This window comes from uncultured Aquimonas sp. (assembly GCF_937888285.1).
Taxonomy (GTDB): domain Bacteria; phylum Pseudomonadota; class Gammaproteobacteria; order Xanthomonadales; family Xanthomonadaceae; genus Aquimonas.
Genome location: NZ_CALART010000038.1, coordinates 1 through 20,297, shown reverse-complemented (window position 1 = coordinate 20,297; position 20,297 = coordinate 1). Strand labels below are relative to the sequence as shown.

The window sequence follows — 20,297 nt, the reverse complement described above, 5'->3', positions numbered from 1 at the left end:
CTTCGACTTCGCCTTGTCTGCGGTTGCCCGGCAGTGGCCTGGCTGGGTATGCGAACCGCTGTGGCATGACACGCTGGCGGTCGCCGTGGCCAAGCGCTCCCACTTGCTGGCCTACCGTGAAGTGCCGTGCCAGGAAGTGCTCAAGCAGCCGTTGATCCGTGCGCAGTCAACGGCCGGCGAGCCGTGGCGCGCTGTGGCGCAGCGTGTCCTCGGGGATGCGCTGCAGGATCGGGAGCAGCTGGTCAGCTCCTTCGACATCGCGATGACGCTCGTGTCAGCCGGGTACGGCCTCGTCGTCGCGCCGTCTGCGAGGCTTGCTGGCTACCTGAACCGCGGCATCGCCGCGCGGCCGCTGGCTGGCGCACCGACCGTCGTGATGGCTTACCTCCTGCATCCCCTGGCGCGCCTGACCGAACCCATGGCGAGGTTCATCCAACGTGCTCGCAGCGTGTCCGGGGACCTCGAAGTACCTACTGAGCAACGTCGTGCTCTGCGGATACCACTGTTACTGAACAGGCCATCCGGCCACGTGAGCACGTGGCCCGACGATCATAGTCATCGCCTGTAGCCGGCGGCACGCGGCCATCAGCCGACATAGCCGTCGTGTCTCCATAGCGGACAGCCATTTCGATGGCTGCACGATCCCGGGCACTCCATGGGGCACTTTCGACTTGCCCACCGCAGGCCCAAAGACCTAAACCGCGGATTGTTCAGGCAAGGAGAGCCGGTCAGCTACGGGACGACGGCCGAAACATCTCACGGTGCAAGCCCCAATGCTCGACCGCGGCGACGAGCACCATCGACTCGCCTTCGTGGACCCGGGCGTCGACTTCAGCCAGTTCGACACACAGGCGCAGTAGTTTCAGCCGCAGCGCAGGGTCCTGGATTTCACCCATCAGATCCGCCAGCGTGCGCTCGTCCACCGGGCAGGCGTCGGCCCATTTCAACTGGTCGCTCGAAAGCAAGTCTTCGCAGAAGGTGTCCAGCACTGCTTGCAACTCATGTCGCGTCAGCCCCAACTGCTCATGCACGACCAGGCGGTCGAGCCAAGCGATCTCGGCGTCTCCGATATCGCCGTCGGCGAACACGGTCAGGGCGACGATGCGGGCTGCGGCCTGCGGGCTGTTCACGGGATAGCTGCGCATCATGGGTCTCGCGTGGGTGCTGTGGGTCGCGGGTCAGTCGAAGATGTTGCTCAGCCAGGACTTCTTGCGGTTGCCCTGCTGGCCTCGGCCATGCTCGTAGTCGGAGTCCGCGAATTGCGGCTGTGATTGCGCTGACGCGCTGGCGGCAGGAACTGGCGTCATCGCGCCCGAACGCTCGATCAGCTTGTCGAGTTCGCCGCGATCCAGCCAGACGCCGCGGCATTGCGGGCAGTAGTCGATCTCGACGCCCTGGCGATCGCTCATCACGAGTGCGGTGTCGGTGCAGGTGGGGCATTTCATGAGGTGTTCCTGGTGCGGGTTCATTCATCCGAGCTGCCGAAGCCGAAGAGGCTCAGCAGACTCGTGAACAGGTTGAAGATCGAGACGTAGAGGCCGACGGTGGCCAGCACGTAGTTGGTTTCGCCACCGGTGACGATCCGGCTGGTCTCGAACAGGATCAGGCCGGCCGACAGCAGCGCGACCATCGCGGCCACGGCCAGGCCCAGCGCCGGGATCTGCAGGAACACGGCGCCCAGGCCGGCAATCAGCGCGATGACCATGCCGGCGAACAGGAAGCCGCCCATGAAGCTGAAGTCGCGACGGGTCGTCAAGACCCAGGCCGACAAGGCCAGGAAGGTGGCGCCCGTGGCCGCCAGGGCCAGGGTCACGACCTGTGCACCGCCGGGCAGTGCCAGCGACTTGTTCAGCACCGGCCCCAGGGAGTAGCCCATGAAGCCCGTCAGCGCAAACACCGCCGGCAAGGCCCAGCCGCTGTTCTTGAACTTGTAGACGGCAAAGAGCAGTCCGAAGTAGCCGCCCAGGGTCAGCAGGAGGCCCGGCGCCGGCAGCTGGAACGCCACGCTGGCAGCGGCGATGGCCGCGCTGAACAGCAGCGTCATCGACAGCAAGGCGTACGCGTTGCGCAGCACACGGCTCGTACCGGCGACATCCGTGGGTGCCGCGTTGCCTGCGGCGATCGGCGCCGAATGCGCGGTTTCCGGCCGAGCGGTCGAGGGGATGGGCGTCATGGAGTTCATGGTGTCGAGTCCTGGGGTCGTTCGAGTTCAGCGTTCGTAACTGATGAGGCGTTGGCGCATGCGGCGGGGGTCACTGCCCCGGCGCCACAGGCGCATGAGGAAGCGCGCAGCGCGCGCAAGCGCGTTGTCGAGCGCCGTGCGCCAGTCGTTGGCCACGGAGGCGACGACGACCGACCCGGCGCCATCGGTCCGGAGTTCGACCTGGCAGCGCTTGTCGATGCCGCCGCGCGGTCCGTTCACGTCCGACATCTGCACCTCCGCGCGCGGCACCAACCAGCCCAGGCGTCGCAGCACGAAGCGCACGCGGCGCTCGGTCAGGTCGCGCAAGTCAGTGGCTTGCGGATGGCGGGACTTGAAGAGCACTTGCATCACGGATCTCCATCGGTTGAGGGACAGACGGAATGTGGGGCGCCTGACGGTTCTGGAAAAGCAGTCTTTCAAGAACGTGAACATCGGATAAACCTGAACGTTGGACTGAGCTTCGGCCGCAGACTCCGGGGTTTGACGGCTCCGATCGGAACGCGTTGCAGCACGCGAGCCTTCTGGCACGTCACTCATTGGAGAAGCACCCGATGCCCAACGCTCGAACCGCCAATGCCGTCCGTCTGGAGTTCGCCCCTGACTCCCTGGTTCAATCCAATCTGTCCGGCGCGGCCTTCACCGGCGACTGGCTCTGGGTGGCGGGCGACGAAGCCTGCGGCCTGGACCGCCTACGCCGGCTCGACCCCGTGGGGCGAGAGGCCTTGCGCTTCGGCGAGGTGCGCGACTTCCCGCTCGCCGATCTGCTGGACCTGCCCGGCGCGGCCGGGGAAGAGGCCGACCTGGAAGGCATGGCCGTGGCCGACGGCTTCCTCTGGGTGGTCGGCTCGCATGGCCTGCAGCGCAAGAACGCCAAACCGGATCGAGCGCACGCCGACAACGCCAAGCGGCTGGCAAAGGTGGCGTTGGACGGCAATCGTCGCCTGCTGGCCTGCGTGCCCATCGAGCCCGACGCCCAGGGCGAGCCCTGCCTGGTACGCCAGGCCCGGGACGGCCGTCGGGCGCTGCTCCTGAAAGGTGATGCGCAGACGAACCTGCTCACCCGTGCGCTCGCCGATGACCCCCACTTCGGGCCATACATGGCCATCCCGGGCAAGGACAACGGCTTCGACATCGAAGGCCTGGCCGTGGACGCCCGTCGGCTGCTACTCGGCCTGCGCGGCCCGGTGCTTCGCGGCTGGTCAGCGCTGCTCGAGATCGCGGTGGAGGGTCGCGGCGATCAGCTGCGACTGGCGCCCCTGGACGACAGCGGCACGCTGGTCCGCAAGCACTTCCTGCAGCTCGACGGCCTGGGCGTGCGGGACCTGCACTTCTCAGGCGACGACCTCTACATCCTGGCCGGCCCGACGATAGTGCTGAACGGCGACATCCGCGTCTTCAAGTGGCCGGCCGCGCGGCCCTTGCTGGCTGCCAACCGCGAGCCTGTGCGCTTCGAGTCGGCGCTGACCGAGTCGGTGCCCCTGCCGCACGGCCGCGGCACCAACCGTGCCGAAGCGATCTGTGACCTGCCACCGACGCTGTCGGGCGGCAAGGCGCGCTGGCTCGTGCTGTACGACGCGCCTGGCGCCGATCGCAAGGAGGGCGAGCACACCGTCTTCGGTGACCTGCTGCGCCACGATTGAGATCGTCCGCCGCGGTCTGCTTCAGCCGCCTGGGCGAACTGGCCCGCGCGGCGCAGGAAGCTTCGGCTGGTTCGCTGTTTGACGTAACTGTCGGCTCTGTTTCAAGGTAGACAAGAATGGAAATGCTGCTATCAAGGGTCGGGTCGCTGCTTTACGGCATGAGATTCACCATGCTTTTTTTCTATGTGGGTCTGGTGGCGATCATCTTCGGCATTCTGGGAAAGTTCCTGCTGGAAACCTACAAGCTGATGAGCACCTTGCTGTTCGGCGATCTCGCGAAGATCGATCTGATCATCAAGGTGCTGGAGCTGGTGGACATGACGATGGTGGCGCAGTTGGTTTGGGTGGTGGCGCTTGCCGGTGTGTCGCTCTTCGTGACCACGGGGCACTTCGACAAGAAGGACATGAAGAAGCCCGACTGGCTGGACCACGTCAACACCTACAACCTCAAGTTGAAGCTGGCGTTCGCCATCATCTCGATCTCTGGCGTGCATGCCTTGAAGACCTACCTGAGTGGCGACCTGAGCTTGGAAAATATCCAGATCGTGACGATGGTGGCGGTCATCCACTTCACCTTCGTGCTCTCTGCCATCGGTATTTCCTTTGCGGAGCGCTTGACGCGGGAAAAGACCTGAGCGGGCACGGCGCCATGGCCGCTCTCCCGGAAATCGACTCCGCTTCCGCGCTGCAGTTCGTCGTCAATGCGGCGGCGGGCAGCAGCGAGGCGGAAGCGAAGCGCGAAGTCATCGAAGCTGCGCTGCGGGCGGGTGGACGGCGGGGAGACTTGCTTTTCTGCAGCCCCGCCGAGTTGAGCTTCGTGTCTCACCAGGCTGCGGCAAGGGCGATCGCCACCCGCACTGCCGTGGTCGCCGTCGGCGGCGACGGCACGCTCAACACCGTGGCGCAGGCCGCACACGCCACAGGCTGCGCCATGGGCGTGGTGCCACAGGGCACGTTCAACTACTTTGCCCGCACGCACGGCATTCCCGTCGACCCGACTGAAGCGGTCCGATTGCTGCTGCGGTCGGCGTCTGTCCCGGTGCAGGTGGCGGGTGTCAACGATCGCGTGTTTCTCGTCAACGCCAGCCTCGGGCTCTACCCTGAGCTGCTGGAGGACCGCGAGGCCTACAAGGCGCGCTTCGGGCGCAGCCGCTGGGTGGCCTTTGTGGCGGCCTGCGCAACGCTGCTGCGCGCGCAGCGCAAGCTGCGCGTGCACATCGAGATGGGTGGCACGGTGCGCGACGTGCAGACCTTGACGCTTTTCGTCGGCAACAACTGGCTCCAGCTGCAGCAGCTCGGCGCCGAGCCGGAGGACACGGTCGCCGGCACGCCGGGTGACGGCAGCATGGCCGCCCTGATGCTGCGGCCCATCGGCGCGCTGCCGATGATCGGGCTGATGCTGCACGGGGCGATGGGCCGCCTCGGCGAGGCCGCCGGGGTGGAACGCTTCGAATTTCAGCACATGGTGGTCAATCCGACGCTGCCGCAAGGGCGCCGCGGGGTCAAGGTGGCCTTCGACGGCGAGGTGACGACGCTGCGTGCACCGCTGGATTTCCGCGTGCTCGCCAGGCCGCTGTATTTGCTGGCGCCGCGGCGCGTGGAGGCCAGCGGATGACCGTCTTGCTGCAGATCTCCGACTCGCACTTCGGCACCGAGCAGCCGACCGTCGTCGACGCGCTGACCGAATTGGCACGCCAGCAGCGGCCCGATCTGGTCGTGCTGTCCGGCGACATTACGCAGAGGGCCCGACCCGCGCAGTTCTGCGCCGCTCGCGCCTTCACGGACCGCCTGGCCGCGCCCGTGCTGGCGGTGCCGGGCAACCACGACATCCCGCTGTTCGATTTGTGGGCACGCCTGCACAGCCCGTATGGGCGGTACAGCACCGCGTTCGGGACGGATCTCGAGCCCGTGCACCGATCTTCGGAACTCCTGGTGGTGTGCGTCAACACCACGCGTCCGTGGCGACACAAGGACGGTGAGGTCTCCGCTTTGCAGATCGACCGTGCGGCGCGCCTGGTTGAGCGTGCCGACCCTGCGCAGCTGCGCGTGATCGTGGTGCACCAGCCCATCGCCGTCACGCGCGCCGAGGACGTGTCCAACCGTTTGCGCGGCCATGCGGTCGCGCTGCGGCGCTGGGCTGAGGCCGGCGCCGACCTCGTCATCGGCGGTCACATCCACCTCCCCTACGTCATGCCGCTGCAAGGCCTGGCGCGCCCTCTGTGGGTCGTGCAGGCGGGCACGGCCGTGTCGTCCCGCGTGCGTGATGGCGTGCCCAACTCGGTGAACCTTCTTCGCTGGGGCGCGGATGCGACGCCAGGAAGCTGTCGGATCGAGCAGTGGGACTACCAGACCGACGACCGGGCCTTCCGGCTCGCCAAGGTCAGCGAGGTCCGGCCGGACCGGACCTGAGTGCGGCTTTGCGGTGGGCGCATCATCTTCTGGCGAGTTCGTATTTTCCTGAGTTGAAGTCTTGGAATGGCCGCTTCTTCCGAAGTTCAACCAGACGAATATTCCAGTCTGTAATCACTCCCGGGCTCACCCGCCATGAAGCTCTCGTTGCATCTCGCGTCCCTCGTGTTTGCCGGCCTCGTACAGGGCCTGCGCTTGCTGAAGGAAGCTCTCAGGGAATGGGTGCCGCGGCAGGAACCGGTGCTCATTCCCATCCCGATCTCGGCCGAGCGCCGGACACGCCAGTCAGACCGGCGCCATCCCGTCCGGGGCGACTGAGTCCGAAACCCAGCTTGTCTCCTCAGCCTGACCATTTTCAACGGAGATCCTCCATGCGCAGCTACCCCCACAACAGCCCAGAAGCCGCCGCGCGCATCGTCGCGTTGGTGCTCATTTCCGACGGTCACGTGTGCAGTTCCGAGTTCGACATCCTCAAGAAGTTGGGCGCGGAGCGCGAACTCGGGCTGGAGCCCCAGTTCCTGCCGCACATCGTTCACACGTTGTGCGAAGAACTGCTGGCGGTTGGGTACGAGACAGGTTCGCTCATGGGGAACGTCGATGACAGCGCCTTGGCGTCATTGATGGCCGAGATCTCGGATCCGGCGCTGCAAAGGAAGGTGCTGCGTCTGTCCTTGGCCGCGGCGCGGGCCGATGGCCATCTCGCCGACGGCGAAACCTTGGTGGTGGAGGCGGCTCGTCACCATTGGAAGCTCTTCGATGGAGAGGAGGCGAGCTCCACGAAGGTGGCCTATCGCCACGCTGCCTGATCGGGAGCGATCAAGACGCGTTCAAGGGCGAGCCGCAGCCACCACCTGCATCACCAGGGGGTGGTGCTGGCCGCGACGCGAGCGGATGGCGTGGATCTCCTCCTTCACACCATCGCTGGTTCCCAGCAAGCGAAGCCCGCGCATCAGGCCGACGTCGTCCGCGCCGAGCCGACTGACCGGGAAGACGCCCAGGCCGCGAGCCGCGAATACCGCGAGCAGCGCGCTGTCCTCGAACTCGCCGGCGATGCGGGGCCGCAGGCCCTGCGTCTCGAACCAGTGGTCCAGCCTCGGTCGCAGCGCCGAGTGGCCCGTGGGCAGCAGCACCGGCAGGTCGTTGAGGCTTTGCGGAAAGCGGTCGCGCTCGGTCTTGCCGACCAGCCGGGCCGGGCCATACCACTCGACCGGTGACTCAACGAGGCGCTCGCTGGTGAGGCGCAGGTTCGGGTTGCGCGGTGCGGCCTGGCCGGCGAGAACCAGGTCCAGGTGATGCAGCGCCAGTTCGCTGAGCAGTTGCTCGAACTCGCCCTCGTGGCAGACAAGCCGAAGGTTGGGGGTGCTCAACACCGGCTCCAGCAGCGCATGGGCGGCAAGCTTGGAGATGCCGTCGGAGAGCCCGACCGCCAGGCGGGCCACCTTGCCGCTGGCCGCTTCGCGCACCTCGTCGGGGATGCCCTGGCCGAGCTGAAAGATCTCCTCGGCGCGGGCGAAGGCGGCCTGGCCCGCCTCGGTGAGGGCCACGCCGCGGCCTGAGGGCTTGAGGAGCTGGTGGCCCAGCGATTTCTCCAGCTCCCGCACCTGCGCGCTGATGGTCTGCACCGCCATGTCCAGCCGCTCGGCGGCGCGGGCGAAGCCGCCCTCCTTGGTGACGACCCAGAAGTAGTGAAGATGGCGATAATTCAGCATGCATCCTCCGGTTCGGAAAAACCGAATATTAGGTGCGATTCATGCAGGTTCTTTCAAGACCAGCGGGGCGGTACACTGGCGGTCTTGGCATCCTCGACGCGCGTTGCATCGAACCAACCTCACCCATCCCCATGAGTCTCCTGACTTTTGTCGCCGGCCTGATCTTGCTGGTCGTCGGCGCCAACATCCTGGTCCGCGGTGCATCGAAGCTGGCACTGTCCTTCGGCATCAGCCCGCTGGTGGTCGGCTTGACCATCGTCGCCTTCGGCACCAGCGCACCGGAGTTGGCGGTGAGCGTCGGCGCCGTGATGGACGGCCGCACTGACATCGCCATCGGCAATGTGGTGGGCAGCAACATCTTCAACGTGCTGTTCATCTTGGGCTTAAGCGCGTTGATCACACCGCTGGTCGTCAACATCCAGTTGATCCGCCAGGAGGTGCCCATCATGCTGGGCGCCAGCCTGCTGTTGTTGGCGCTGGGGCTGGACGGGCGGTTGTCGATGACCGACGGTGGCCTGATGTTCGCTCTGGTGTTGGCCTACACCGTGTTCCTGGTGGTGCAGTCGCGCCGCGAGACGCAAGCCGCGAAGGACGAGTTCGCCGGCGAGCTGCAGCCTGCCGCGCAGGGCGCCTGGGACAGCCACTGGGCGGTGCAGACGGGTCTCATCGGCGTCGGCCTGGTGGCGTTGGTGTTCGGTTCTGACTTGCTGGTGGATTCGGCGGTTGGCTTCGCAAAGGCCATGGGCGTGAGTGATCTGGTCATCGGGCTGACCATCGTGGCCGCCGGCACCAGCATGCCCGAGGTGGCCACCAGCATCGCCGCGGCGCTCAAGGGCGAGCGCGATATCGCGGTGGGCAATGTGGTGGGCAGCAGCACCTTCAACATCCTGGGTTGCCTGGGTCTGTCGGGCTTGGTGTCGGGTGATCTGGGCCTGGTGATGGCGCCGTCGCTGCTGTCCTTCGACATCTGGGTGATGTTGGCGGTGGCGCTGGCCTGCCTGCCGGTGTTCATGACCGGCCGTGAGATCGCACGCTGGGAAGGTGGCGTCTTTCTCGGCTACTACATCGCTTACGTGGCCTACCTGATCCTGGCCGCGCAGCAGCACGACGCGCTGCCCGCTTACTCGGGCGTGATGATGAGTTTTGTCGTGCCGCTGACGGTGGTGACGCTGGTGGTGATGATGATTCGCCGGTCGGCCGCTGTCCCGGCGCAGTAAGCCGATGAGTCTGTTCGTGCTTAGCGTGCTGCCGTGGTTGGGCGCGGCCCTGGTGGCGAGCCTGCCAGCCGGTGCCCGCCGCTTGCAGGCTGCGCTGGCTGGCGCAACGGCCTTGGGGGTGACGGTACTCGCGCTGCAGGCGACACCGGCTGTTTTGGGCGGCCAGGTGCTGGGCGCCAGCGTTGAATGGTTGCCTGCGCTCGGGCTCGACCTGGGCTTTCGGATGGACGGCCTGGCTTGGCTGTTCGTGCTGCTGATCGGTGGCATCGGCGCGCTGGTGGCGCTCTACGCAGCCTGGTACCTGGACCCCGCCGATCCGCACAGCCCGAGTGGGCGCTTCTTCGTCTTCCTGCTGCTGTTCATGGGTGCGATGTTGGGCGTGGTGCTGGCCGACAACCTGGTGCTGCTGGTGCTGTTCTGGGAACTCACCAGCCTGGCCAGCTTCCTGCTCATCGGCTTTTGGCATGGCCGCGACGATGTGGGCCGCGATGCACGCGAGGGCGCCCGCATGGCCTTGACCGTCACCGGCGCCGGCGGGCTGTGCCTGCTGGCCGGTGCGCTGCTGATAGGCCACATCGTCGGCAGCCTTGAGCTCGACGTGGTGCTTGCCTCGGGTGACCGCCTGCGTGCCCATGCGCTGTATGAGGTGGCGCTGGTGCTGGTGCTGCTGGGCGCCTTCACCAAGAGCGCGCAGTTTCCGTTTCACTTCTGGCTGCCGCACGCGATGGCCGCGCCCACGCCGGTCTCGGCCTACCTGCATTCGGCCACGATGGTGAAGTGCGGCGTGTTCCTGCTGGCGCGCCTGTACCCGGCACTGGGCGGCAGCGAGCCCTGGTTCTGGATCGTCACCAGCGTCGGCTTGGTCACGATGCTGCTGGGTGCCTACATCGCGATCTTCCAGCACGACCTGAAGGGCCTCCTGGCCTACAGCACCATCAGCCACCTGGGCTTGATCACGCTGCTGTTCGGCCTGTCGGAGCCGCTCGCCGTGGTGGCCGGGGTGTTCCACATCCTCAACCACGCGATCTTCAAGGCCAGCCTGTTCATGAGCGCCGGCATCATCGACCATGAATGCGGCACGCGCGACCTGCGGCGCATCAACGGCCTCATGAAGCTGATGCCTTTCACCGCCACCCTGGGCATCGTGGCGTCTCTCAGCATGGCCGGCGTGCCACTGCTCAACGGCTTTCTCAGCAAAGAGATGTTCTTTGCCGAAGCACTGGCCAAAGACTCGCATGCGGCGATGGAATGGCTGCTGCCCGTCGCAGCCACACTGGCCGGCGCACTGAGCGTGGCTTACTCGCTGCGCTTCATCCACGACACCTTCTTCAATGGCGAGCCGGTGGGGCTGCCGAAGACCCCGCACGAGCCCCCGTTTTTCATGCGGCTGCCGGTCATGCTGTTGGTGCTGCTGTGCCTGGCGGTAGGCCTGGCACCGGCGCTGGTGGCCGGGCCGCTGTTGGCGGTGGCCGCGCAGGCCGCGCTGTATGGGGCGCCTGGACCAGCGCTGCCTGCCTACGAGTTGGCGGTCTGGCATGGCTTCAACGGCGCGCTGCTGATGAGCGGCGTGGCCGTCGCCGTCGGCGTGGTGCTTTACGTCGCATTGCAGCGCGGCCTGAACCTGCACCACGTCACGCGCCTGCCGGGTTGGGCAGTGGCGGGTGGGCGCGAGCTTTTCTCACTGATGCAGGCAGGCGGGGTGTCCGCGGCCCGCGGGTTGGTGGATGCGCTGCAAAACGGAAGCCTGCAGCGCTACCTGCTGCTGCTGGTGCTGATGGCGCTGGCCGCCGGGGCGGCGCCTTTCGTGCTGTCGTGGGGGCCGTCCGCGCAGCCGGCAGCGCTGCACCTGCAGGGCCTGCACCCACTGGCGCTCTTGCTGGGGCTGCTGGGCAGCGCCGCCGCAGTGGGCACGGCGCTCTTGCATCGGCAGCGCCTGGTGGCGGTGCTGCTGATGGGCGGTGCCGGGCTGGTGGTTTGCCTGGTGTTCGTCGGCCTGTCGGCGCCCGATCTGGCGTTGACACAACTGCTGGTGGAAGTGGTGAGCCTGGTGCTGCTCATGCTGGCGCTGAAATGGCTGCCCGAGGAGAGCCCGCCGGAGCGCGGCGACCGCTGGCACCCGTGGCGTGACGCCGCACTGGCCTTGGCAGTGGGCTTGGGCGTGGCGGCGCTGGTGTGGATGGTGCTGACACGGCCGGGCCAGAGCATCAGCGACTTCTTCTTCGCCACCGCGCTGCCGCTGGGCGGTGGTGCCAACGTCGTCAACGTGATCATCGTCGACTACCGCGGCTTCGACACCTTGGGCGAGATCACCGTGCTGGGCATCGCCGCGTTGACGCTGCATGCGTTGTTGGCCGGTTGGGTGCCGCCGGCAGCACAGACACCTGTTGCCAGTGGTCAGGCCCATCCGTTGATGCTGCAGCGCGTGGCGCGGCTGGTGCTGCCCTTCGTGGTGCTGACCTCCGTGTTCCTGTACCTGCGCGGCCACAACCTGCCGGGTGGCGGTTTCATCGCCGGCCTGGTGCTGGCCATCGGCCTGGTGTTGATGCAGGTGGCGCATGGCCAGACCTGGGTGCGTGAACGCAGCCCATTGCTGGGCGGTGACTTCCGCGCCTGGATCGGCTGGGGCCTGGCGCTGGCCGCCGCCACGGGGCTGGCGAGCTGGTGGTTCGCGGCGCCGTTCCTCACCACCACCTACGACTACCCGTGGCTGCCCGGCATCGGCGGCGTGCCGCTGGCCAGCGCTTCGGCCTTTGACCTGGGCGTGACCCTGGTGGTGGTGGGCGCGACGATGGCCATGCTGCTGGCCATCGCCCGCCTGTCGCGCCCTGCCGCGGCACCACCCACGGATTGACCATGCTGCTGCTGCTCAGCCTGTTCATCGGTACGCTGGCCGCCAGCGGCATTTGGCTGCTGCTGCGTGCGCGCACCTTCGACACCATCCTCGGCCTCACGCTGCTGAGCTACGCGGTCAACCTGTTCATCTTCGCGATGGGCCGGGTCCAGGTGAACGCAGTGCCCATCGTCGAGCCGGGCGTGGCTGCAACGCTCGCGACGCATGCTGATCCGCTGCCACAGGCGCTGGTGCTGACAGCCATCGTCATCAGCTTTGCGATGACGGCGTTGCTGCTGGGCATCGCACTGCGCACCCGCGGCGAAGTCGGCAGCGACCATGTGGATGGCGAGGAGCCGCTGCGATGACAGTGGCCGCGATGAATGCCGCCGCCACGCTCTTGCCGGGGGGGCATGAGGTGGTGCTCCCCATCGTGCTGCCCTTGGTGGCCGGCGCGGCGCTGCTGTTGCTGGAAAGGGCCGCGTCGCGCTGGGTGCCGGTGGTGTCGGCCGCCGCTGTGGCCGCCGGGGTGCTGCTGGCCGCGTTGCTGGTGCAGCAGGCCGACCACGGCACGGTGCACGCCTACCTGCTTGGCAACTGGGCCGCGCCCCACGGCGTTGCCCTGGCGCTGGACCGACTGTCGGCCTTGATGCTGCTCGTCACCGCCCTGGTGGCCGCCGCAGCATTGACCTACGCGCTCGCCGGCGACGACCGCCGGCACGAAACGCCGTCGCGTCACTTCCACGCACTGTTCCAGTTTCAGCTCATGGGCTTGAATGGCGCCTTCCTCACGGCCGACCTCTTCAACCTGTTCGTCTTCTTTGAGGTGCTGCTGGCCGCCAGCTACGGCCTGCTGCTGCACGGCGCCACCCGCGAGCGCCTGAAGGCCAGCGTGCACTACGTGGTCTTCAACCTCGCCGGCTCGGCGCTGTTCCTCGTCGCGGTGAGTTTGCTGTATGCGGTGGCGGGCACGCTGAACATGGCCGACCTGGCGGTGAAGCTGCCGCAACTGGCTGCGCAGAACCAGCGCCTGGCCCAGTCGGCGCTGCTGATGCTGCTGGTGGTGTTTGCGGTGAAGGCGGCGCTGCTGCCGCTGTACTTTTGGCTGACCGACACCTACGCGAGCGCCAGCGCGCCCACGGCGGCCTTGTTCGCGGTGCTGACCAAGGTGGGCGTGTACGCCATCGTGCGTGCCACTACGCTGTTCGTGCCGGCGGGCCTGGTCACCGGCGCGTTGCCGCTGCTGTCCATGCTCGCCCTGGCCACGCTGGTGCTGGCGGCCCTCGGCGCACTGGCGGCATTGCGGCTGCGCACCCTGGTGGCCTATTTGGTGGTGGCGTCGGCTGGCACCCTGCTCCTGGCCACTGGCCTGGGCAGTGAATCCGGCCTGGCTGCCGGGCTGTTCTACCTGGTGCCCAGCACTCTGGTGGCCTGCGCCTGGTTTCTGCTGGCCGACCGGATCGCAGCCGCGCGCGGCGGCAGTGACAGGCTGCAGCCCGGTCAGCGTCCTGCGGCCTGGGCGCCGCTGGGCATCGGCTTCTTCGTCGCGGCAGTGGCGGTGGCCGGTGTGCCACCACTCGCTGCCTTCATGGGCAAGGCGCTGCTGCTTCGGGCTGCCGGTGCGACGCCTTGGGCGGGCTGGGTGGTGGCCGGCGTGTTGTCGTCAAGTCTTATGGTAATGGTGGCGCTGGCGCGCGCCGGCAGTGTGTTGTTCTGGGAGCATGGCAGCGGGCCGGCCTCAGGCATGCCTGACCGCGCCCAAGACCCCACGGGCCAGCCCGGCCTGGCGCGCGCAGCCACCGTCGGCGCGTTGGCTGCCGTGGTGCTGTGCGCCGTGGCCGCCGGCCCTATCGCGCGCTACACCGCCGCCACTGCGGCACAGCTGTTCGCGCCGCAAAGCTACGTGAAGGCCGTGCTCGGCGCACAACCGTTGCCGGCGACGGCGGATGTGCGGCGCGAGATGCGCGAACGAGGAGACCTGAAATGAGCCTGCGCCACCGTCTGTTGCCCTCGCCGATGACGAGCGTTGCGCTGCTGCTGGCGTGGCTGATGCTCAACGAGTCGGCTTCGCCCGGCCAGTGGCTGCTGGGTGCGCTGCTGGCGCTGACCATCCCCTGGCTGCTGATGCCGCTTCGGCCGGCACGCTCGCCGCTGCGCTCATGGCAGGCGCTGATGAGGTTGGTCATCGTGGTGCTCTGGGACATCCTGCGCAGCAACCTCGACGTGGCCCGCCGCGTGCTCGGTCCAGACGCCGCGATCCAGCCGCGTTTCGTGTGGGTTCCGATCGATCTTCGGGATCCGCTCGCCATCGTGCTGCTGGCCGGCATCGTCACCACCACCCCGGGCACGATCTCGGCCGAGCTGAGCGACGACCGCCGCTGGCTGCTGGTGCACGCGCTGCATGCGCCGGACGATGCAGCCGCCGCCGCGATCGCGGCCGATATCAAATCGCGCTACGAAGCGCTGCTGATGGAGGTGTTCGGATGATGGTCGCTGCCGTGCTGCCCTGGGTGCTGGGCGTGCTGACACTGGCCCTGGCCCTGGCGGCCTGGCGCTTGCTGCGCGGCCCCGGTCTGCCCGACCGTATCCTGGCACTGGACACGCTCTACATCAACGCGCTGGCGCTGCTGGTCACCCTGGGGCTGGCCTTTGGCCACAAGCACTACTTCGAAGTGGCGCTGCTCATTGGGTTGCTGGGCTTCATCGGCACGGTGGTGATGGCCAAATTCCTGCTGCGCCGAGACATCACCGAATGAGGCTCTGCCGATGATCCAGAACCTACCCCTATGGGCTGACGCCTTGGCCGCCGCGCTGCTGGTGATCGGTGCCGCCTTCGCGCTGATCGGGTCGATTGGCCTGGCGCGGTTGTCTGACTTTTTCAAGCGCCTGCACGGGCCGAGCAAGGCCACCACGCTGGGCGTGGGCTGCGTGCTACTGGCATCGGCGCTGGTGGCCGCCGTGGCCGGCAAGCCCAGCTTTCATGAGGCGCTGATTGCCTTGTTCTTGTTCCTGACCGCGCCGGTGTCGGCGCATCTGCTGGTGCAACTAGCGCTGAAACATGCTCCCGGGCTGCGGCCCACACCGCCTACGGGGTCGGCCGGCGCGATATCCGCGCGCCCTTGATGTCGAACATAGGGCGGCCTTTCCCGGTGACGACTCTCAAGCAATCGTGGTTCGGTTACTTCTTGAGCCCCCCGCGGGGGCTCGATGGGCACCGCCGGGCACCAGGGCGCTCTGAAGCGCTGACGATGGCGGCCATCGGCTGGCACCTGAGGTTCAGGAAAACCGAACCCCAAGTGTGAAGGACCATGGTTTGTTTAGAGCGTTTCCATCGCCACACTGTCGTTCAGTCTGTCGCTCACGGAGATCCCATCATGTTCTACGCCCTCAACTGGTTCGTCGTCGTCGCGTTGCTGGCGTTCTGGTCCGTCACCGCTTGGGCACTGCATGCCGTTGCGGTCTGGGCGGTTTCGAGTGCCGGCGCGATGCCCGGTGCCGCATCGGGCGTCGCCAACATGGCCCTGCCCGATTGGCTGGCGCCCTGGGTGCCGCCGGAAATCGCGCAGTGGGCGAGCCAGCTGCTGGCCGGCCTGGGGCCCGCGATCGACAGCCTGCTGCAGGCCGCACCGACCCTGGCTGGTGGCGTGACGGTGGCGACGTGGGTGGTCTGGGGCATCGGCAGCGTGCTGCTTGTGCTGCTGGGCGCCGGGTTGCATCTGCTCATTGCGCTGTGGCGCCGCCGCAGTAGCGGCGGATCCGGGCCCAACGCCGGTTCCTCACTGGCGGCTGGCTGAGCACGCGATCCGCTGCTGGGCGTCTTCGGCGGCCTGTGTGGCGCTGGAACTGTCGTCTCTTCCATCCTCTGAAACGGAACCATGGACTTCCTGCTTCCCTTCCTCTCGGCCGACTTCGTCGGCAAGCCTGCCTGGGCCCGGTGGTACTGGGCGCGCAGAGCGGCTGCGAAGACGCGCGGGCACTCGGCTGCGGGTGAGTACGCATGACGCTGCCGATCGCGCAGCGTTTGCGCGACGCGGCCGCAGCCTTTCGGGAGGAAGGGGTGTCAATGCGGGCGATGGCGCAAGCCCACGGGCCGGAGGCCCACGGTACGTTGCTGCTGTTGCTGGCCATGCCCTGCCTGCTGCCGGTGCCGGGCGTGGGCACGGTGCTTGGAGTTGGGATGGCGGCGTTGGCCGTCGCCATGTGGCGGGGTCAAGGCGAGCCATGCCTGCCGCAAGGAGTCGCCAATCTCGAACTGCCGCGCCATTGGGCACGGCGGGTGCTGGAGGGTCTGGCTTCTGCCTACGAGATGGCTGGCCGCCACGCCAGGGCTCGGCTGAGCCACCTCGTGGGGCCGACCTGGCGATCGGCGCTTGCCGTGGTGGTCGGATTGATGGCCATCATCGTGGTGCTGCCGATCCCCTTCGGCAACCTGCTGCCAGCGCTGGCGCTGATGCTCATCGGGCTCGGACTGGTGTTTCGCGACGGCATTGCAGTGATCTTGGGGCTGCTGATGTCAGGTGTGGCATTGACAACCACGACCGGCCTGTTGCTTATGACCTGGATCTGGGGCAGCGAGTGGATCCTGGGATGGGTTTGACTTTGAATGGGACTGATCGATGATCTACGCCACCCTGAAAACACTGCACGTGCTGTCCATGATCGTATGGATCGGCGGCATGGTGTTTGCGCACTTCTTCTTGCGACCGGCGGTCGCCCAGCTGGAGTCGCCAGTGCGGCTGCGGCTGATGCACGATGTGCTCGGGCGCTTCTTCCAAGCCGTGCTGGTGGCCTCGCTGCTGACTCTGGCCAGTGGCGTGTGGATGCTGGGTCGTGTGGCCAAGCAGGTGGTGCAGTCGGGGGGCAACTTCGAGATGCCGCTGGCCTGGACCGTCATGGCAGTGCTGGGAGTCGTCATGGTGGCGATCTTCATGCACATCCGCTTCGTGCTTTTCAAGAGGCTCAGCCAGGCCGTAACAGCGTCCGAGTGGGCCGGCGGTGGTGCAGCCTTGGCGCAGGTTCGTACATGGGTCTCGATCAACCTCGGCCTGGGCGTCCTGGTGCTGCTCGTGACGCTGATGCGCTGGACGACCTGAGTCCGGACCCTGCAGACCATTGCCCCCTCGGCGTAGACGGCACCGATGCAGCCAGCCGGCCGAGCCGCGCGACCAAGCACAAACACGGCGAAGGCATCCACGGTGAAGTCTTTGAAGACGACGGCCCGCACCAGCCAGGTCAGTGCCGCTCCGCGCATGACCATCGAGCGACCGTGATTTGCCGCTGCCGACGCGTTTCACTTCAGCGTGCGCGCGGGCGCCTTGGTCTCGCCGAAGCTGCAGTCGTTGGGGTCGCCCTTCGTTTAGGTTTGTTCGACACCTGCCCGGATCAGAGGCGATGCCGCGAGCGACACCGACCGAGGGCAGGTGTTGGACAAACCTCGAGGGAGGAAACCGCGGCATGTGTCGCCGTGGTTTGAGAACGCGCGCGGCCTATGGGGATTCGGCAGATCGTCTCGAGGTCTCGGCGTCGAGCGAGTTGAAGAACCGCTGGCTGCTACCGTCGAACCGATAGCCGTGCGCTCGAACGCATGCGGTTTGGCAGAGACGCCGTTGCCCCTGATCGCCGCGATCGTGCCGTTGGGCGCATGCCGGCTGTGCCGGCCATGAATGGATCATGGCCAGCGCGCGGATTGAGTGCCGGCGTGCGACGGCAGTCATGGCGAATCCGCCGGATGCGGCGGTGCGCGAATGGGCGGGGTGCGCGCCAGAACCTCGACGACGTGCATCGCACTGCCGCAATGCCAGCACACGAAGGTCGGTCGCTCGCGCGGCTGTTGTGCCGCGGGTTCGGCATTCGGTGCGTCCGGGGCAGGCGCCACGTGCAGCAGTTCGCGCGCAAGTGCCAGCTTGCTCTTGCGCACTCTGTTGGCGAGCAGCCCGTAGTGACGGATGCGATGAAAGCCGCTGGGCAGCACATGCAGCAGGAAGCGGCGCATGAACTCGTCGGGGCTGAGTGTCATCGTCTTGTGGCGCGTCCGGCCCTTGGCCCGATGGTCCTTCCAGCGGAACGTGACGCCGCGCTCGTCCATCGCGACGAGTCGACTGTTGGAGATCGCCACGCGGTGCGTGTAGCGCGACAGGTAGGCCAGCACGGCTGAAGGCCCGGCGAACGGCCGCTTGGCGTAGACCACCCATTCGCACTTGCGCAGCGGCGCCAGCCACCGCGCGAACACGCGTGCGTCGCTGAGCGCGGCGTACTCGCCGAAGAACTGCAACCGCTCGCAGGCGTGCGCACGGCCGAGTTCTTCGAGGAAGCGCCGCCGGAACAGCCGTGACAGCACGCGCACGGGCAGGAAGAAGCCCCGCTTACACGAGATCCAATGTTGGCCGTCCGGTGACAGGCCGCCGCCTGGAACGATCCCGTGCACATGCGGGTGGTGCGTGAGCGCCGAGCCCCAGGTGTGCAGCACCAGCGTGACGGCGATGCGAGCGCCGAGGTGCTTGGGGTCGGCAGCGATGGTCTGCAGCGTCTCGGCTGCCACGTCGAACAGCAGCTCATAGATCACGGCCTTGTTGTAGTACGCGATGTCGGCAATGGGCGCCGGCAGCGTGAAGACCACGTGGTAGTAGTCCACCGGCAGAAGATCGGCCTGTCGCGCCTCGAGCCAGCGTTGCGCCGCACTGCTCTGGCACTTCGGGCAATGCCGGTTGCGGCACGAGTTGTAGGCGACCGTGTCCGTGCCGCAGCCCTCGCAGCGCAGCACGTGTCCGCCCAGCGCCGCGCTGCGGCACTGCTCGATGGCCGACATGACCTTGAGCTGCGTCAGGCTCAGATGACCGCGCCGCGCCTCGCGCCACGCGGGTCCGTGGATGCGGAAGATGTCGGCAACTTCGAGGGCGGCGCGCCCCACCGGCCGCCTATGACGGTGGCAGGTTCTCCAACGGGCTGATCACCTTGCGCAGCACTTCGGTCGCCACGTGCGTGTACAGGGCAGTGGTCTCCAGCCGCTTGTGGCCCAGCAGCACCTGGATCACACGGATGTCGACCTTCTGCTCGAGCAGGTGAGTGGCGAAACTGTGCCGCAGCGTGTGCATCGACACGCGCTTGTCGATGTGCGCGGCTTCAGCTGCAGCGTGGATGGCGCGGTTGAGTTGGCGCGTGGTCAACGGGTCCGTCACGTTCATGCCGGGGAACAGCCATCCGTTAGGCAGCATCTTGCCTTGCGCGTGTCCAAGGCGCCACCACGCGCGCAGCCGCTCGAGCAAGATCGGCGAGAGCATGGCATAGCGATCCTTGCGGCCCTTGCCCTGCTCGACGCGCAGCGTCATGCGCTCGCTGTCGATGTCGGTGACCTTCAGGGAGATGACTTCGCTGGCGCGCAGCCCCGCGCCGTACGCCACCGACAGCGCCGCCTGGGACTTGAGGTTCGGCGCCGCGGCGATCAGGCGTGCGACCTCCTCGCAGCTCAGCACGACGGGCAGCTTGCGCGGCTGGGGCACCGGCTGCATCTTGACCAATAGATCGGCGCGGCCGAGCGTGACGTCGAAGAAGAACTTCAGTCCGCTGAGGGTGCTGTTGATCGTGGCCGGCGAGGTGCCGGTGTCGACCATGTGCAGTTGGAAGCGCCGGAGCTCGTCGGCGTCGGCGGTGTCCGGCGAACGCTTCAGGAACGCGGCGAGTCGGCGCACAGCGCGGATGTAGCCGATCTGGGTCTTGCCTCCCATCTTGCGCATGCGCATGTCTTCGATCATGCGTTGGCGCAGTGGCGAGACGTTGGGCGTCAATGAGACCATGGCTCTGCTCCAGTCGATAGGCGAGGCGGATTGCCTCGCCCGTCAACATGGCAGAACAACGGGCGCCACGAACACACTCAACGCTTCGTCGAAGGGTTACCGCGCGAGCGGTTTAGTCCTTCGCTACAGGAATGACCGGTCTTCTGTTGAACCGCCGGCTGCTATGGGTCGAGTCCCGCCGTTGGCTCGATCACGCTGTCTGAATTACTAACCAAGATCAATCAGACTGGGTGGTCATGAGCGATCAGAGTCTGCATTCTCGACGCGCAGTTCGATAGGCATCTTACCGGGATGCATGCCAAGCCCGAGAGGCCGGCGTTCGCCGCGCGCCGCTCAGGCCAACCTCGCCTGCTGCGGGGACCACTCGTTTTCCTTTACGGTCGTGCTCACCGCCATCACGAGCTTGTCGAGATTGCCGGCCGTCACGCCCTCCAGTGCCGAACACCCCCGCAGCATCGAGCGCGGTTGCAGCAGTGCATGGTAGATCTGCCAAGGGTCC

The 20,297-nt window shown here is 66.9% G+C and carries 24 protein-coding genes; 17 read left to right on the top strand and 7 right to left on the bottom strand.

The features are described 5' to 3' along the window. Window positions 1-568, top strand: a 568-nt coding sequence (locus tag Q0654_RS09700) for a LysR substrate-binding domain-containing protein (protein ID WP_298853203.1), incomplete at its 5' end; no start/stop codon positions are given. Between the two features lie 160 nt (window positions 569-728). On the opposite strand, the gene Q0654_RS09695 is transcribed toward Q0654_RS09700, so the two are convergent. Genes Q0654_RS09695 through Q0654_RS09680 form a run of 4 tightly spaced genes read right to left on the bottom strand, consistent with a single transcriptional unit; the run spans window position 729 to window position 2,551 of the window. Next, complete coding sequence (locus tag Q0654_RS09695; RefSeq protein WP_298853199.1) at window positions 729-1,145, bottom strand: TerB family tellurite resistance protein; 417 nt, start codon at window positions 1,143-1,145, stop codon at window positions 729-731. Window positions 1,146-1,178: 33 nt separating this feature from the next. Then, window positions 1,179-1,445, bottom strand: coding sequence for a zf-TFIIB domain-containing protein (locus tag Q0654_RS09690; RefSeq protein WP_086077259.1), 267 nt, complete (start codon window positions 1,443-1,445; stop codon window positions 1,179-1,181). 20 nt (window positions 1,446-1,465) lie between these two features. Further along, window positions 1,466-2,182 carry a Bax inhibitor-1/YccA family protein gene (locus Q0654_RS09685; protein ID WP_198299132.1) on the bottom strand — a complete coding sequence of 239 codons (717 nt, stop codon included), beginning with the start codon at window positions 2,180-2,182 and terminating at the stop codon, window positions 1,466-1,468. 27 nt (window positions 2,183-2,209) lie between these two features. Then, window positions 2,210-2,551 carry a hypothetical protein gene (locus Q0654_RS09680; protein ID WP_086077258.1) on the bottom strand — a complete coding sequence of 114 codons (342 nt, stop codon included), beginning with the start codon at window positions 2,549-2,551 and terminating at the stop codon, window positions 2,210-2,212. Window positions 2,552-2,754: 203 nt separating this feature from the next. On the opposite strand from Q0654_RS09680, the gene Q0654_RS09675 reads away from it, so the two are divergent. From Q0654_RS09675 to Q0654_RS09650, 6 genes are all read left to right on the top strand, one after another. After that, window positions 2,755-3,843, top strand: a complete 1,089-nt coding sequence (locus Q0654_RS09675; RefSeq protein ID WP_086077257.1) for a DUF3616 domain-containing protein — start codon at window positions 2,755-2,757, stop codon at window positions 3,841-3,843. Window positions 3,844-3,959: 116 nt separating this feature from the next. After that, the gene (locus Q0654_RS09670) at window positions 3,960-4,478 is read left to right on the top strand and encodes a YqhA family protein (protein WP_086077256.1); all 519 of its coding nucleotides are present in this window, start codon (window positions 3,960-3,962) and stop codon (window positions 4,476-4,478) included. 14 nt (window positions 4,479-4,492) lie between these two features. After that, window positions 4,493-5,458, top strand: coding sequence for a diacylglycerol kinase family protein (locus Q0654_RS09665; protein ID WP_086077255.1), 966 nt, complete (start codon window positions 4,493-4,495; stop codon window positions 5,456-5,458). Further along, window positions 5,455-6,252 carry a metallophosphoesterase gene (locus tag Q0654_RS09660; protein WP_086077254.1) on the top strand — a complete coding sequence of 266 codons (798 nt, stop codon included), beginning with the start codon at window positions 5,455-5,457 and terminating at the stop codon, window positions 6,250-6,252. Before Q0654_RS09665 ends, Q0654_RS09660 begins: the two co-directional genes overlap by 4 nt. A 135-nt stretch (window positions 6,253-6,387) precedes the next feature. Beyond that, complete coding sequence (locus Q0654_RS09655) at window positions 6,388-6,570, top strand: hypothetical protein (RefSeq protein ID WP_086077253.1); 183 nt, start codon at window positions 6,388-6,390, stop codon at window positions 6,568-6,570. Window positions 6,571-6,623: 53 nt separating this feature from the next. Beyond that, window positions 6,624-7,058: a hypothetical protein gene (locus Q0654_RS09650; protein ID WP_086077252.1), complete on the top strand. Its 435-nt coding sequence runs from the start codon at window positions 6,624-6,626 to the stop codon at window positions 7,056-7,058. Window positions 7,059-7,079: 21 nt separating this feature from the next. Here Q0654_RS09650 and Q0654_RS09645 read toward each other — a convergent pair whose 3' ends face one another. Then, window positions 7,080-7,961, bottom strand: coding sequence for a LysR family transcriptional regulator (locus Q0654_RS09645; protein WP_086077251.1), 882 nt, complete (start codon window positions 7,959-7,961; stop codon window positions 7,080-7,082). 41 nt (window positions 7,962-8,002) lie between these two features. Between Q0654_RS09645 and Q0654_RS09640 the strand changes: the two genes are divergently transcribed. From Q0654_RS09640 to Q0654_RS09595, 10 genes are all read left to right on the top strand, one after another. Beyond that, a complete protein-coding gene (locus tag Q0654_RS09640; RefSeq protein WP_298853205.1) occupies window positions 8,003-9,178 on the top strand; it encodes a calcium/sodium antiporter in 1,176 nt (391 codons plus the stop codon). 4 nt (window positions 9,179-9,182) lie between these two features. Beyond that, entirely contained in the window at window positions 9,183-12,029 is a 2,847-nt protein-coding gene (locus Q0654_RS09635) for a monovalent cation/H+ antiporter subunit A (protein ID WP_086077249.1), read from the top strand. Between the two features lie 2 nt (window positions 12,030-12,031). Further along, entirely contained in the window at window positions 12,032-12,376 is a 345-nt protein-coding gene (locus Q0654_RS09630) for a Na+/H+ antiporter subunit C (protein ID WP_086077248.1), read from the top strand. Then, a complete protein-coding gene (locus Q0654_RS09625; protein ID WP_291557456.1) occupies window positions 12,373-13,995 on the top strand; it encodes a monovalent cation/H+ antiporter subunit D in 1,623 nt (540 codons plus the stop codon). The genes Q0654_RS09630 and Q0654_RS09625 overlap by 4 nt, the downstream gene beginning before the upstream one ends. Next, window positions 13,992-14,495, top strand: coding sequence for a Na+/H+ antiporter subunit E (locus Q0654_RS09620; protein ID WP_086077247.1), 504 nt, complete (start codon window positions 13,992-13,994; stop codon window positions 14,493-14,495). The genes Q0654_RS09625 and Q0654_RS09620 overlap by 4 nt, the downstream gene beginning before the upstream one ends. Then, window positions 14,492-14,764, top strand: a complete 273-nt coding sequence (locus Q0654_RS09615) for a K+/H+ antiporter subunit F (protein WP_298853187.1) — start codon at window positions 14,492-14,494, stop codon at window positions 14,762-14,764. Before Q0654_RS09620 ends, Q0654_RS09615 begins: the two co-directional genes overlap by 4 nt. Window positions 14,765-14,774: 10 nt before the next feature. Beyond that, the gene (locus Q0654_RS09610) at window positions 14,775-15,131 is read left to right on the top strand and encodes a Na+/H+ antiporter subunit G (RefSeq protein WP_086077246.1); all 357 of its coding nucleotides are present in this window, start codon (window positions 14,775-14,777) and stop codon (window positions 15,129-15,131) included. 251 nt (window positions 15,132-15,382) lie between these two features. After that, the gene (locus Q0654_RS09605; protein WP_291557458.1) at window positions 15,383-15,802 is read left to right on the top strand and encodes a hypothetical protein; all 420 of its coding nucleotides are present in this window, start codon (window positions 15,383-15,385) and stop codon (window positions 15,800-15,802) included. Window positions 15,803-16,005: 203 nt separating this feature from the next. Then, entirely contained in the window at window positions 16,006-16,605 is a 600-nt protein-coding gene (locus Q0654_RS09600) for an exopolysaccharide biosynthesis protein (protein WP_086077244.1), read from the top strand. A 19-nt stretch (window positions 16,606-16,624) separates the two neighbouring features. Next, on the top strand, window positions 16,625-17,101 hold the full coding sequence (locus tag Q0654_RS09595) for a CopD family protein (RefSeq protein ID WP_086077243.1): 477 nt from the start codon (window positions 16,625-16,627) through the stop codon (window positions 17,099-17,101). A 617-nt stretch (window positions 17,102-17,718) separates the two neighbouring features. On the opposite strand, the gene Q0654_RS09590 is transcribed toward Q0654_RS09595, so the two are convergent. Both Q0654_RS09590 and Q0654_RS09585 read right to left on the bottom strand, forming a co-directional pair. Continuing rightward, complete coding sequence (locus Q0654_RS09590; protein WP_086077242.1) at window positions 17,719-18,915, bottom strand: IS91 family transposase; 1,197 nt, start codon at window positions 18,913-18,915, stop codon at window positions 17,719-17,721. A gap of 7 nt (window positions 18,916-18,922) precedes the next feature. Then, window positions 18,923-19,798 (bottom strand): site-specific integrase, encoded by an 876-nt coding sequence (locus Q0654_RS09585; RefSeq protein ID WP_086077241.1) that lies wholly within the window; start codon window positions 19,796-19,798, stop codon window positions 18,923-18,925. Window positions 19,799-20,297 lie beyond the last annotated feature (499 nt).

What these genes read in the sequence shown, in the direction of transcription:
- Q0654_RS09635 (WP_086077249.1), top strand. Translation starts at nt 9,183, where the DNA reads ATGAGTCTGTTCGTGCTTAGCGTGCTGCCGTGGTTGGGCGCGGCCCTG.
- Q0654_RS09690 (WP_086077259.1), bottom strand. Translation starts at nt 1,445, where the DNA reads ATGAAATGCCCCACCTGCACCGACACCGCACTCGTGATGAGCGATCGC.
- Q0654_RS09685 (WP_198299132.1), bottom strand. Translation starts at nt 2,182, where the DNA reads ATGAACTCCATGACGCCCATCCCCTCGACCGCTCGGCCGGAAACCGCG.
- Q0654_RS09605 (WP_291557458.1), top strand. Translation starts at nt 15,383, where the DNA reads ATGTTCTACGCCCTCAACTGGTTCGTCGTCGTCGCGTTGCTGGCGTTC.
- Q0654_RS09650 (WP_086077252.1), top strand. Translation starts at nt 6,624, where the DNA reads ATGCGCAGCTACCCCCACAACAGCCCAGAAGCCGCCGCGCGCATCGTC.
- Q0654_RS09675 (WP_086077257.1), top strand. Translation starts at nt 2,755, where the DNA reads ATGCCCAACGCTCGAACCGCCAATGCCGTCCGTCTGGAGTTCGCCCCT.
- Q0654_RS09595 (WP_086077243.1), top strand. Translation starts at nt 16,625, where the DNA reads ATGATCTACGCCACCCTGAAAACACTGCACGTGCTGTCCATGATCGTA.
- Q0654_RS09600 (WP_086077244.1), top strand. Translation starts at nt 16,006, where the DNA reads ATGACGCTGCCGATCGCGCAGCGTTTGCGCGACGCGGCCGCAGCCTTT.
- Q0654_RS09660 (WP_086077254.1), top strand. Translation starts at nt 5,455, where the DNA reads ATGACCGTCTTGCTGCAGATCTCCGACTCGCACTTCGGCACCGAGCAG.
- Q0654_RS09670 (WP_086077256.1), top strand. Translation starts at nt 3,960, where the DNA reads ATGGAAATGCTGCTATCAAGGGTCGGGTCGCTGCTTTACGGCATGAGA.
- Q0654_RS09640 (WP_298853205.1), top strand. Translation starts at nt 8,003, where the DNA reads ATGCAGGTTCTTTCAAGACCAGCGGGGCGGTACACTGGCGGTCTTGGC.
- Q0654_RS09625 (WP_291557456.1), top strand. Translation starts at nt 12,373, where the DNA reads ATGACAGTGGCCGCGATGAATGCCGCCGCCACGCTCTTGCCGGGGGGG.
- Q0654_RS09610 (WP_086077246.1), top strand. Translation starts at nt 14,775, where the DNA reads ATGATCCAGAACCTACCCCTATGGGCTGACGCCTTGGCCGCCGCGCTG.
- Q0654_RS09665 (WP_086077255.1), top strand. Translation starts at nt 4,493, where the DNA reads ATGGCCGCTCTCCCGGAAATCGACTCCGCTTCCGCGCTGCAGTTCGTC.
- Q0654_RS09695 (WP_298853199.1), bottom strand. Translation starts at nt 1,145, where the DNA reads ATGCGCAGCTATCCCGTGAACAGCCCGCAGGCCGCAGCCCGCATCGTC.
- Q0654_RS09645 (WP_086077251.1), bottom strand. Translation starts at nt 7,961, where the DNA reads ATGCTGAATTATCGCCATCTTCACTACTTCTGGGTCGTCACCAAGGAG.
- Q0654_RS09655 (WP_086077253.1), top strand. Translation starts at nt 6,388, where the DNA reads ATGAAGCTCTCGTTGCATCTCGCGTCCCTCGTGTTTGCCGGCCTCGTA.
- Q0654_RS09620 (WP_086077247.1), top strand. Translation starts at nt 13,992, where the DNA reads ATGAGCCTGCGCCACCGTCTGTTGCCCTCGCCGATGACGAGCGTTGCG.
- Q0654_RS09615 (WP_298853187.1), top strand. Translation starts at nt 14,492, where the DNA reads ATGATGGTCGCTGCCGTGCTGCCCTGGGTGCTGGGCGTGCTGACACTG.
- Q0654_RS09585 (WP_086077241.1), bottom strand. Translation starts at nt 19,798, where the DNA reads ATGGTCTCATTGACGCCCAACGTCTCGCCACTGCGCCAACGCATGATC.
- Q0654_RS09630 (WP_086077248.1), top strand. Translation starts at nt 12,032, where the DNA reads ATGCTGCTGCTGCTCAGCCTGTTCATCGGTACGCTGGCCGCCAGCGGC.
- Q0654_RS09680 (WP_086077258.1), bottom strand. Translation starts at nt 2,551, where the DNA reads ATGCAAGTGCTCTTCAAGTCCCGCCATCCGCAAGCCACTGACTTGCGC.